Origin of the sequence: Xenorhabdus beddingii, assembly GCF_002127545.1 — a bacterium.
GTDB lineage: Bacteria > Pseudomonadota > Gammaproteobacteria > Enterobacterales > Enterobacteriaceae > Xenorhabdus > Xenorhabdus beddingii.
Genome location: NZ_MUBK01000021.1, coordinates 32,014 through 44,272 on the forward strand (window position 1 = coordinate 32,014; position 12,259 = coordinate 44,272).

Consider the following 12,259-nt stretch of genomic DNA (forward strand, 5'->3'; position numbering starts at 1 on the left):
TGTTATGAAGATACTGGTGATCGGCCCATCATGGGTGGGTGACATGATGATGTCACAAAGCCTCTATCGTACTTTAAAGGCTTTGTACCCCAATGCAGAAATTGATGTGATGGCACCGGCATGGTGCCGCCCGTTATTGGCAAAAATGCCGGAAGTGAACCAGGCATTGGCGATGCCGCTGGGTCATGGTGTCCTTGCCTTAGGTGATCGCCGTCGTCTTGGGCGAGTATTGCGCGAGAATAAATACGATCGTGCCTACGTGTTGCCCAACTCATTCAAATCTGCACTCGTGCCTTTCTTCGCCAATATCCCTCTGCGTACAGGCTGGCGCGGTGAAATGCGCTATGGTCTTCTGAATGATATCCGCCCCCTGAATAAAAGCGCTTTTCCACTGATGGTTCAACGCTATGTCGCTCTCGCGTATGAAAGAAAAAATGTGCGCAGTGCCGATGACCTGCCACAACCGCTCTTGTGGCCGCAATTAACCGTCAATGATGAAGATATTGCAGAATCAACCTCAGCTTTTAATATCGCCGATCACCGTCCTATTATTGGCTTCTGCCCCGGAGCTGAATTCGGCCCGGCCAAGCGCTGGCCGCATTATCACTACGCCGCCCTTGCCGAACAATTAATTACCCAAAAAGGCTATCAAATCTTGCTCTTTGGTTCCGCCAAAGATCATGACGCCGGTGAAGAGATCCGTGCACTTTTAAGTGATGATGCCCGCGAAAATTGCCTCAATCTGGCGGGGAAAACGTCACTTGAGCAGGCAGTCAACATCATCGCGGCCTGTGATGCCATCGTCACGAACGATTCGGGTCTGATGCATGTTGCCGCCGCCTTAAATCGTCCGTTGGTCGCACTATATGGCCCAAGCAGCCCGGACTTCACTCCTCCGCTATCAAACAAGGCCGAAGTCATTCGCCTGATAACGGGTTACCATAAAATCAGAAAAGGTGACAGCCATGAAGGTTATCACCAAAGTTTGATTGATATTCAACCTGAGAGGGTTTTAGCGTCATTAGAGAAACGGCTACAGGCGGAGAGTCAGCATTAATGCGTGTTTTACTGGTAAAAACGTCTTCAATGGGTGATGTGTTACATACCCTGCCAGCATTAACCGATGCTAAAAAGCATTTTCCTGACATTCAGTTTGATTGGGTGGTGGAAGAAGGATTTGCTCAAATCCCAACCTGGCACAGTGCGGTCGAAAATGTTATTCCCGTCGCGATTCGTCGCTGGCGGAAAAATTGGTTCAGAAAAGATATTCGTGCAGAACGGGCGCTATTCCGGCAACAACTGCAACAGCACCACTATGACGCCATTATTGATGCCCAAGGGTTGTTAAAAAGCGCTTTTTTAGTGACGCGACTGGCGCACGGCCCAAAACATGGCTATGACAAAAAAAGCATCCGTGAACCTATAGCCCGTTTTTTCTACGATCATTGCCATACCATCAGCAAGCAGCAACATGCGGTGGAGCGCATCCGAGCTTTGTTTGCTGATAGTTTGGGCTATCAAAAACCCTCAGAGCAAGGTGATTACGCCATTGCGCGTCATTTTCTAAGCCAGCCCGCCGGAAATCAGAGTCACTATCTGGTGTTCCTCCATGCGACGACCCGTGATGAAAAACATTGGCCTGAAAATCATTGGCGACAACTGATCGCAGATATTCAGGCAACGGGCATGCGCATTAAACTGCCTTGGGGTGCAGAGCATGAATATCAGCGGGCATTAAGGTTGGCAGAAGGATTTTCTCATGTTGATGTATTGCCGAAACTGACGCTCGCTGAAGTCGCACAAGTCCTTGCGGACGCAAAAGCGGTGGTTTCGGTTGATACCGGATTGAGTCACCTTACAGCGGCACTTGATCGGCCCAATATCACACTGTTTGGCCCGACCGATCCGGGTTTGATTGGTGGATATGGCAAAGAGCAACATTCCCTGAAATCGGTGGATAATACGATGCTGAGGATTATGCCTTCAGAGGTCATGTTGCTCTTGCAGAAAATACTAAAACAGCACTTTTCCTAATGATAATGTTTCACACCAACGATTTTTATATTCAAACGTAGGGTTCCCCAAGGAGTAGCGCATAGTTTTGTCACCTTGCTGACACAGTGCTTTTGCTTCTTGGATATTCACCCACATCAAGATACTGCCAACACTGAGGTGAACATATTCTGGATCATAGCCACCATTAATGGCATCAAAAGAGATCCATTTAGGGCTGTCCGCCCATAAGACAAAATCATAAGCACAAGGTTTGCCGTTAATCAGTAACACATTGCCAAATATATGCTCACGAAGTTCTGTATATATTTCAATCAGATGTTTTTTCTGCTCTTCAGAATGGCGGTAATTCCAACGTTTTAGGTACAGATCGATATAGATATTCACCAACTCTTCTGCGCTAAAATCACTTGAAGGACGGATTTCCCCCCCCTGCTCGCTTGAACTTGTTAATTTCGTTGCTGCGATTACGGCGGGTTTTGTAAGAGAAACTGTCTTTGATTAAGCAAATTTTTCGTTTGTTTAATCGGGTGTTATAACTGGCATTAATAAAATTATCTTTATGTATTGGGGATAATCTCTTCGATTTTACTGGTAAAAATAGCTTTGCGTCCGTTGCAATAGGAAATACAATTTCATCATATGAAAATGAATATCTATTTTGCATGTTTTCAATTAATTTTTTGTTATTGAAAGCAAAACACGCACCTTTGATTCCAGTTTTTGTTTTTTTGATATAAAAACAAAACCTTCCACCAAGATGTCTATCCAAAAAAGATAGAATATTGGGGTGTGTTGATACGCAGCCACCAAAAAGAGCATAAGCCTCTTTATACTGTTCAAAATCGCAGGTTTTCCATCCTGAAAGAAGTGTTTTTATCTTCATCAGACTCAATCCCATAAAATTAACTCTACTTAACATTAAGGTAATTACTACATTTAGAATATTATTCTACACAAAAAAAATAATGAGTAAATTATTTTAATAGTATTGTACCTAACAGGTTAGTTCTTCTCTGTAAAACAGAGAAATAAAAAATGAAACAATATTTAAAACCTATATTTTATATAATAATGAGTTAATTTAAAAAATCCCATTAAATACATTTAACAGGAAATATTAAATGTAATCAATAAGGTCGCAGCTTTTATAAAAATAATATATGTAGTGATATTTAATACCTCTTTTATTATAAAAAACAAACATATAAACACACTATAAAATTGAGTTAAAATCTATTTTCTTAAATGAATTTATTGCACTGAACATTGATAAGTTATAAATCATAATGCCATTTTTCTTAGCCAATTCTTCTGATAAATCAAAACATGGAATTATTGTATTTTTTAAGTTTTCATCTAATTCAGTGCTGAGAATATCACTTGAATCCTCATAGAATCTTGGCTTATCAAAATTATTCATATCTAATCCAGCAAAATATATTTCTTTATAATTTAAGAAAAATGCTATTTGCAAAGCAGCATAAGTCACTGTATTTCCATCATAAAACCCTTTATTTAAGTTAAGTGAAAAAGCAATATTTTGATTTGCAATCAACTCATCGCTTATTATATCAAATAATTCTTTCTTCTTTTTATAAACTGGCTGATCAATATGTTCAATAATTACAACCTTACATTTTATTGCAATTAAATGATCTTCCATTAATATTTCATTTAAGCAATCTATTGTTGTTAGCAAAGTTAATGAATTATTATTTAAAATATCCGATACAATATCAAATCTATTTATAATAAATGTTCTATCTATAATTACATGGTATTTGAAACTTACACTTTTTGATAATTTATACGCTCCATTGACTCCTAATATATCAAACTTCTCACTATTGAAAAAATCAATATCGATATCTATAACAGATGGGCCTGACGCAATAATTATTAATGGTTTTCCTGAGGAAAACTCAAAACTTGCAATATCAATGTTTCTTTTATTAAAAAAAACAGTATCTATCTTACCATTTACATTTCTTAATATATTTATATGTGGCCAGAAGTTCATGTTATGCTTCATTTTTTTACCACATATATTTCTATATATCGATTTAGTTATTTTGTATTTCCAATTATTTATAAATTCAGTTGAAATTTTATTTATCAAAGTCATTTTTCAATCCACCATAGCAAGAGCTAGTTACCTTATTTTTATAATATGTATAATTAATTATAAGCTATCTCAAAAGCCATCAACAATTAGTGACTATAACTTAACTAAATAATACTCCGCCAACGTCATCCCCTGCACCAATGGCTTCAAAAACGCAAACAACCCTTCTAGATCTTGATAAAGCTGTTCAATCTGCTCTTCATTTTTAAATGTCGGGCTACCAGCAGGCATAAACTCAGACGAATGCAGCATAAACTCAACATAATCACTACCCGATGCCAATGTCTTCTGAACAACCTCTTTCATTTGCTCAAGATTACCACCTTTCGGGCGTAACCAATTGACTGATGAAGATCGTTGTTTTCCTCTCAATTGATCATATTTCTGCTTAATAAAATTCATCACAGCAGAGTGCTTATACTGAATACTCATAGGGACTTGTAGTAGAGGAGAATTACCTTCTTTAGAGATATCCTGTAAGTCCATAAAATAAGCATGAGCTGGAAAATGGCTATAATCTGTTCCACCATTTCCATTAGGGTCACCCTGAGTAAAGCTCCAATTAACTTTTGGAGTCACAGAACAATCGACCTGATAACCATATTCAACCAATAATTGAGCATAATATTCGTTAAATGCCCAACGGCCGGCACGATGACTAAGCATCTTTGTCTGGAGTCTTTCTTCAAGAAGATTTGTCATCAAATCAACTTTTGCTTTGATCTGATCTTTCGGATATTCAATCAGATAAGGCTTATAACGCATATCATCATCAGTCAGAGGAACAATCGGCGGATTGTTCCAGGCATGCAAGTGCATACCAATCTCACCCGTGTTTCTGGCAATCACATCTTTGGCAAATTCGATATAGCTATCATCCATCGCCATTTCATAGTTAGTTAACCAGACAGGTTTAAATCCAAAGCGTTCACAAAGATCCTGAAATCTTGGTAGGTAATGCGTGTTTTTTGTGGAGATTTGCTCCCTATTCTGCCATAGATCATCGCCTTCAGTGTCGATCGTGATAATAAAAGCAGGTAATGACATTGATGTGCACCAAAATGTGATAATAATAGTGATTCTAATGGTACGCACAGCAATCACATAACGCAATTAGATAATCCAGACGACCGGATTTGGATGTAAATTCCATTTAGCAGTGCTTCTTTGTTGGTGTTTAAAGATTGCACACTATAATTTTTACATTAAGATCACGTATGATATTGATATACTAAAGAACTCAACAAATGACCCCAAAAAATAATAAAACCAAACGCATTCTGGTGATTAAATTACAACATCACGGTGATATGTTGCTTATCACACCGGTAATCAGCACACTCGCCCACCACTATCCAGATGCAGAAATTGATGTGCTCCTTTATCAAGAAACTTCACCTATGTTGGAAAATTCAACAGAAATTTCCCGTATTTTTTCCATAGACCGTAAGTGGAAACAACTGGGCACAAGAAAGAAATTATTACATGAGTGGAATTTGCTCAAGGCATTAAGACAACAACACTATGATTTGGTCATCAACCTTGCTGACCAATGGAGAAGTGCATTTATTTCCCGTTTTACGGGTGCGCCTACTCGTCTGGCTCTCGATTTCCCCAAACGACAAAATTGGAAATGGCGTTTCTGTCATACTAAGATTGTACCAACGGATGATCATGATTCATTGCATATAGTGGAACAAAACCTGTCTATCCTGAAACCGTTACAATTTAATTCAATTATTACAAAAGTAACAATGAGTTACAGTGATAATGACTTACAATGGATAAGGAGAGTTCTTTCTGAACATCAATTTTCAGAAAGATATGTCGTTATTCAACCTACATCTCGGTGGTTTTTTAAATGTTGGGATGAAAAAAAAATAGCGGAAGTGATTACAGCGCTACAGAAAGATGGACACCGTATTATCATTACTTCGGGACCAGACCAAAAAGAATTGGAGATGATAGCCACCATTTTGTCACACTGCCCTGATGATAAAAAAAACATCCTTTCTCTCGCGGGGAAATTAACATTACCCAAACTTGCCGCTTTGATTGATCATGCTAAATTATTTATTGGGGTAGATTCCGTCCCAATGCACATGGCTGCTGCTCTGGAAACACCCTGCATTGCATTATTCGGCCCCTCCAAACTGACATTTTGGAAACCCTGGCAGTCTGTTGGTGAGGTGATTTGGGCCGGCAATTATGGCAATATTCCACACCCTGATGACATAAAAACCCATACAGACAAACGTTATTTAAATTTAATACCCGCAGATGCAGTCATTTCAGCAGCAAGGAAACATATTTCATGAAACCATTACGTTTAGCTATTGTCCGTCAAAAGTATCGTCCAGATGGAGGAGCTGAACGTTTTATTTCAAGGGCCTTAGAAGCACTGGAACACCAACAACTTGAACTTAATGTCATTACACGTTCTTGGCAAGGGATAAGTAATCCCAATTGGCGTATCCATTTATGCGATCCCATTAAATATGGAAGAATAAGCCGCGAAAAGGGTTTTGCCAAATCCGCACGAAAATTATGGCAAGAAGAACAATTTGATTTGGTTCAAAGCCATGAGCGCATCGCTGGCTGTGACATTTATCGGGCTGGAGATGGGGTTCATAAGCGCTGGTTACAGCAACGCGCCCGTATGTTGCCAAAATGGAAAGCGAAATGGCTGTTAAACGCGCCGTATCACCGTTATGTCATGAATGCTGAGGCAGAAATGTACGCTGACCCGGCATTAAAAAAGGTGATCTGTAACGCTGAGATGGTAAAAAGGGAAATTATAGAAGAATTCGGGTTGGACGAAGATAAAATCGTCGTGATATACAATTCAATTGATAATACAAAGTTTTTTCCCGCCGATGAGCAATCTCGCCTACAATTTAGGCAACAATATCAGATCCCTCCAACCGCAAAGTGCTTGATTTATGTGGGTTCAGGATTTGAACGAAAAGGATTATCTGCCGCCATTAAAGCCGTCGCTAATACAGATAGCTATCTACTCGTTATCGGCAAAGACAAAGAGCAGAAAAAGTATCAGGAACTGGCAAACACGTTAGGGTGTACGCATCGCATCCGTTTTATGGGGTTGCAAAAAGAGACATTACCCTTTTATCAACTCTCTGATGCTCTGCTACTTCCGACACTCTATGACCCATTTCCCAATGTTGTGCTTGAAGCCATGGCATGTGGTTTGCCTGTTATTACAAGCACGACATGTGGAGGTGCAGAATTCATTACCGAAGGGAAAAATGGTTTTATCTGCGATGCATTAGATATTGAAAAATTGCGTAATTCTATTTATGCCATTCCTGATAATATAGTCGGAACAGATATGTCTATTGCGGCCAGAAACCAGATAATCTCTGCAACGCCTGAGCATTTATCTAAACAATTAATTGATCTTTACCAACGAGTTTTAACACAGTGAAAGAACATATTCTTTTTATTATTGATGGATTGCCCGGGGGAGGAGCTGAAAATGTGACTCTTCGCCTTGCGGCTGCTTTAAATCAATCAAACTACCAAATTTCATTACTTTCACTCAATACTCAGTTGGATTACACCATCCCGGAAGAGATCCAGTACATTGTTAGTTCAGATAACTATCAAGGGCCATTCAGAAAACTCAATGAAATAAACCGTAGAGCTAAAGCAATGGATAAAGTTTTATCTGAACTTTTCCAACAAAAGGGCAAACCGATTCTCGTCATTTCTAATCTGCATAAGACCGACCGTATCGTTGTTAAATCCAAAGTTCTGGAAAATTGTAATGTATGGCATTGTATTCACGGGATCTATTCCCAATCCTATTTAAGTCATAAAAGTGGGCTTTCTTATTGGATAAAAAAAGCAAAGATAAAAAAAGTTTATAAAAATAGAAAGCTGATCTGCGTCTCCAACGCAGTTAGCAATGACCTGACCAATAATATTGCCATCCATCCCAAGCAGATAAAAACTATCTACAATCCCTTTAATTTTGAGCAGATAAAAGAAAAAGCATCAGAACCCAACCCTTATCACGGGCTAAACTACATTCTGCATGTCGGGCGCTTTCATCACGTCAAACGTCAAGATAGGTTAATAGATGCCTTTGCCAAAGCCAAGCTACCCTGCACACTGCTCATAGTGGGACAGGGTTCCAAAGAGCAGGAAAAACAACTTAAATTACAAATCAATAAACTCGGCTTGGATGATAAAGTCATTTTGGCAGGCTTTTACGCTAATCCACACCCCATAATCAATGAAGCAAAGGCCGTTGTTATCAGTTCAGACAGTGAAGGCTTACCGACAGTATTAATTGAAGCATTAATTTGTCACACACCGATCGTCAGTACTGATTGCCCTGGTGGTGTCAGGGAGATAATGACCGATGAATTGAAAAGCTACCTGTCCGCACTTGATGCGGATTCGTTGGCGCAAAAAATGCAACTTGTTTATGGTTCTCCTCCAACCATCACAAATAAGATGTATGACAAATTTGAAGCACACTCTATACAGAAACAATATCTTGAATTAATAGAAAAATAAGTAAGCAACTCTCGTTTATGATTAAACGGGGGCTGCATTTTACACACTTTCTTCAAGCCAATGTGGTACTATAGCCGCAGTCTATGTCAGTGAATTTGATAGAATGTTGCTTCGCTTATATCAGGTACTTCTCTACCTTATCCAACCAATTATCTGGTTACGTCTGCTGTTGCGTAGTCGTAAATCACCTGCGTATCGCAAACGCTGGGGGGAACGTTATGGTTTTTGTGCCAAAAAAGTTAGCCCTGGTGGGATCTTATTGCATTCTGTTTCTGTCGGAGAAACACTGGCTGCCATTCCGTTAGTGCGGATTTTGCGGCATCATTACCCTTTTTTGCCCATTACCATAACAACCATGACACCGACAGGCTCTGAAAGAGTGCTGTCTGCATTGGGCGCTGATGTTAATCATGTCTATCTTCCCTACGATTTACCCGGTTCAATGAGCCGTTTTCTTGATCACGTTAACCCCAAATTAGTGATCATCATGGAAACTGAACTGTGGCCAAATCTGATTACTCAGTTGCATCAACGTGAAATCCCGTTGGTTATCGCCAACGCAAGGTTATCCGCCCGTTCTGCGGCCGGATATCAGAAAATTAGCAGCTTCATTAAGACTATCTTAAATAAGATCACACTGATTGCGGCGCAAAATCAGGAAGATGGTGAACGTTTTATCGAACTGGGGTTAAGGCGTTCCCAACTCTCAGTGACGGGCAGTCTTAAGTTTGATATTTCCGTGACACCGGAATTGGCAGCAAAAGCCATCACACTGCGCCGCCAATGGGCCCCTCATCGCCCGGTCTGGATTGCAACCAGCACCCATGAGGGTGAAGAGAGCATTCTTCTGGATGCACATTGCAAACTGCTTAAACAATTTCCTGATCTCTTGTTAATTTTGGTGCCGCGCCATCCTGAACGTTTCGGCAAGGCCGCTGAACTGACACAAAAAGCCGGACTGAACGCAATATTGCGGAGCGCTGACACTATTCCAGACGCCAATGTACAGGTAGTCATTGGCGATACCATGGGCGAATTAATGCTCCTGTACGGTATTGCTGACCTGGCTTTTGTCGGGGGAAGCCTGATAGAACGTGGTGGGCATAACCCTCTGGAAGCCGCAGCACATGCGATTCCCGTTATGATGGGTCCGCATACATTCAATTTTAAAGATATCTGTGCCAAGCTGGATAAAGCAGATGGGCTGATTACAGTCACAGACAGCCAGTCATTGAGTACAGCCATCAACAGCCTATTGACAGATGAAGATTACCGACGCTATTACGGTCATCATGCCGCAGAAGTCCTGCATGAAAACCAAGGTGCACTGCAGCGCCTGCTAAAATTACTGGAACCTTATCTCCCGCCAAGGAGACATTGATGAGTGCACAAAAACGTCTTTCTGTGGTCATGATTGTCAAAAACTCTGCCGACGTGATCGTAGATTGCCTGCTTTCCGTAAGCTGGGCAGATGAAATCATTGTGTTAGATTCCGGCAGCACGGATAAAACCTGCCAGATAGCCAGCGAGATGGGTGCAAAAGTCTATACGAATACGCAATGGCCCGGTTTTGGTCGCCAACGACAGCTCGCTCAGTCCTATGCCACCGGCGATTATATTTTTATGATTGATGCCGACGAGCGCGTGACGCCTGAACTCAAAGCATCCATTGAGCAAGTCCTGACTCATCCTGATGATAAGACAGTCTATCGTTGTGCGCGTCTTAACCTGTTTATGGGGCGGTTCATGAAACACAGTGGCTGGTATCCCGATAAAGTCATTCGTCTCTATTGTCGTGAACGCTATCAATACAACAACCATCAGGTGCATGAATCCCTTGATACTCAAGGCGCTGCCATCGTGACATTAAAAGGTGATTTGCGTCATTTGACCTGCCGCAATTTGATGGAGTTCCAGCACAAACAATTGAATTATGCGCGGGATTGGGCAAAACATCGCTACGAGCAAGGTCAAAAAACGCATTATTTTTCTATTTTCAGTCATACGTTAGGCGCGTTTTTCAAAACCTGGCTGTTAAGAGTGGGTTTTCTTGATGGTAAGCAAGGGTTGATGTTAGCGATTGTGAATGCTCAGTACACATTCAACAAATATGCGGCACTTTGGGAATTAACCCAGACAAAGAGTAAAAGACGATGAAAAAAAAAGCGATTTATCCCGGCACCTTTGACCCCATTACTTACGGTCACCTTGATATCGTTACTCGCGCCGCAAACATGTTTGATCATGTTCTACTGGCGGTCGCCAATAGTGACAGAAAAAATCCCATGTTCAGTTTGGAAGAGCGGGTTGCCTTAGCCAAAGAGGTCACCGCCCATCTGGAAAATGTCGATGTGGTCGGGTTTAGTGAATTAATGGTCAATTTTGCTAAAAAACAGCAGGCGACTATCCTAATCCGTGGGGTACGTTCTGTTTCTGATTTTGAATATGAGTGGCAACTTGCCAACATGAACCGACATTTTATGCCGGAACTGGAAAGTGTCTTTTTACTGCCTTCTCAAAGTCTGTCCTTCGTCTCCTCATCCTTAATCAAGGATGTTGCACGCCATGGCGGTGATATTTCGTCATTTCTGTCTGAGCCGGTGACTCGGGCAATGCTAAAGAAATTAGACAAATAATATCGTCATGCAGGGGGCACACGCCTTAGCCCCCCAACCGGCTTTAATGCTGACACTGACGGCAGAAAAACGTACTGCGTTGCCCCAGTTTTACGCTCTCTATTCTTTCACCACTTGTCTCACCACATCGCGGGCAAAGTTCACCTTTCTTACCGTAGACAAACAGTTCCTGAGCAAAGTATCCCGGTTTGCCATCAGATTGCAGAAAATCTTTTAGTGTCGTTCCACCTTGTTCAATCGAGCGTTGCAAGATCTGTTTAATGATATCCGCCAATAAATAAGCCTCTTGCTGTGTCAGTGAATTTACCGGACGTTCAGGCAAGATGTGCGCAACGAACAACGCTTCATTGGCATAAATATTTCCGACACCAACGACCACTTTATTATCCATTAGCCAGGGTTTGATGGCCGTTTTTTTGCGGCGGGAAAGGGAGTAAAGATATTCGCCATCAAACAACTCAGACAGAGGTTCAGGACCTAAATGGGCCAGTACAGAGCACTCACTAAGATTATCACTCCATAACCATGCACCAAAACGCCGGGGATCGGTATAACGGAGAATTTTACCATCAGCCATGATCAAATCGACATGATCATGCTTTTCAGGAGGGGTCTCATCCAACAAGATACGTAGACTGCCCGACATCCCCAAATGAATAATAATCCAGCCTTCAGGCAGCTCAAGCAGTAAATACTTTGCCCGCCGCTGAACACTGAGTACTGGCCTATCTGAAAGCCTCATGATTTGTTCGGAAACCGGCCAGCGCAAACGCGAATTTCTGACTTCGGCATATTGGATTACATTTCCAACCAAGTGAGGTTCAATTCCCCTACGGCTGGTTTCCACCTCTGGTAGCTCCGGCATACCAACTCCTTGCATACTTGCATAAATGGTCAACAACATGGCATCTCAGCAGATTACGATACCGTTTTCATG

General features: G+C 41.2%; 13 protein-coding genes. 8 read left to right on the top strand and 5 right to left on the bottom strand.

The features are described from left to right. Positions 1 to 4 precede the first annotated feature (4 nt). On the top strand, positions 5 to 1,057 hold the full coding sequence (gene rfaF, locus Xbed_RS12810) for an ADP-heptose--LPS heptosyltransferase RfaF (RefSeq protein WP_086113310.1): 1,053 nt from the start codon (positions 5 to 7) through the stop codon (positions 1,055 to 1,057). Next, positions 1,057 to 2,034, top strand: a complete 978-nt coding sequence (gene rfaC / locus Xbed_RS12815) for a lipopolysaccharide heptosyltransferase RfaC (protein ID WP_086113311.1) — start codon at positions 1,057 to 1,059, stop codon at positions 2,032 to 2,034. The genes rfaF and rfaC overlap by 1 nt, the downstream gene beginning before the upstream one ends. Here the strand turns inward: rfaC and Xbed_RS20220 are convergent. The 4 genes from Xbed_RS20220 to Xbed_RS12830 form a co-directional block, all read right to left on the bottom strand. Continuing rightward, positions 2,014 to 2,400, bottom strand: coding sequence for a GNAT family N-acetyltransferase (locus Xbed_RS20220; RefSeq protein WP_244182489.1), 387 nt, complete (start codon positions 2,398 to 2,400; stop codon positions 2,014 to 2,016). The genes rfaC and Xbed_RS20220 overlap by 21 nt on opposite strands. 19 nt (positions 2,401 to 2,419) lie before the next feature. Next, entirely contained in the window at positions 2,420 to 2,914 is a 495-nt protein-coding gene (locus Xbed_RS20225) for a GNAT family protein (protein WP_244182490.1), read from the bottom strand. Positions 2,915 to 3,229: 315 nt separating this feature from the next. Further along, positions 3,230 to 4,141, bottom strand: a complete 912-nt coding sequence (locus tag Xbed_RS12825; RefSeq protein WP_086113312.1) for a hypothetical protein — start codon at positions 4,139 to 4,141, stop codon at positions 3,230 to 3,232. A 93-nt stretch (positions 4,142 to 4,234) separates the two neighbouring features. Further along, a complete protein-coding gene (locus Xbed_RS12830; protein ID WP_086113313.1) occupies positions 4,235 to 5,188 on the bottom strand; it encodes a polysaccharide deacetylase family protein in 954 nt (317 codons plus the stop codon). A 200-nt stretch (positions 5,189 to 5,388) separates the two neighbouring features. Between Xbed_RS12830 and rfaQ the strand changes: the two genes are divergently transcribed. The 6 genes from rfaQ to coaD all read left to right on the top strand — a co-directional run bounded on the left by rfaQ (position 5,389) and on the right by coaD (position 11,322). Beyond that, positions 5,389 to 6,459: a putative lipopolysaccharide heptosyltransferase III gene (gene rfaQ / locus Xbed_RS12835; RefSeq protein WP_086113314.1), complete on the top strand. Its 1,071-nt coding sequence runs from the start codon at positions 5,389 to 5,391 to the stop codon at positions 6,457 to 6,459. Next, positions 6,456 to 7,586: a glycosyltransferase family 4 protein gene (locus Xbed_RS12840; RefSeq protein WP_086113315.1), complete on the top strand. Its 1,131-nt coding sequence runs from the start codon at positions 6,456 to 6,458 to the stop codon at positions 7,584 to 7,586. The genes rfaQ and Xbed_RS12840 overlap by 4 nt, the downstream gene beginning before the upstream one ends. Then, positions 7,583 to 8,686: a glycosyltransferase gene (locus Xbed_RS12845; protein ID WP_086113316.1), complete on the top strand. Its 1,104-nt coding sequence runs from the start codon at positions 7,583 to 7,585 to the stop codon at positions 8,684 to 8,686. Before Xbed_RS12840 ends, Xbed_RS12845 begins: the two co-directional genes overlap by 4 nt. Before the next feature lie 103 nt (positions 8,687 to 8,789). Further along, a complete protein-coding gene (waaA, locus tag Xbed_RS12850) occupies positions 8,790 to 10,067 on the top strand; it encodes a lipid IV(A) 3-deoxy-D-manno-octulosonic acid transferase (RefSeq protein ID WP_086113317.1) in 1,278 nt (425 codons plus the stop codon). Next, positions 10,067 to 10,843 carry a glycosyltransferase family 2 protein gene (locus Xbed_RS12855; protein WP_086113318.1) on the top strand — a complete coding sequence of 259 codons (777 nt, stop codon included), beginning with the start codon at positions 10,067 to 10,069 and terminating at the stop codon, positions 10,841 to 10,843. The genes waaA and Xbed_RS12855 overlap by 1 nt, the downstream gene beginning before the upstream one ends. Beyond that, on the top strand, positions 10,840 to 11,322 hold the full coding sequence (gene coaD / locus Xbed_RS12860) for a pantetheine-phosphate adenylyltransferase (RefSeq protein ID WP_086113319.1): 483 nt from the start codon (positions 10,840 to 10,842) through the stop codon (positions 11,320 to 11,322). The genes Xbed_RS12855 and coaD overlap by 4 nt, the downstream gene beginning before the upstream one ends. A gap of 43 nt (positions 11,323 to 11,365) precedes the next feature. On the opposite strand, the gene mutM is transcribed toward coaD, so the two are convergent. Then, positions 11,366 to 12,187, bottom strand: coding sequence for a bifunctional DNA-formamidopyrimidine glycosylase/DNA-(apurinic or apyrimidinic site) lyase (mutM, locus tag Xbed_RS12865; protein ID WP_086113357.1), 822 nt, complete (start codon positions 12,185 to 12,187; stop codon positions 11,366 to 11,368). Between the last annotated feature and the right edge of the window lie 72 nt (positions 12,188 to 12,259).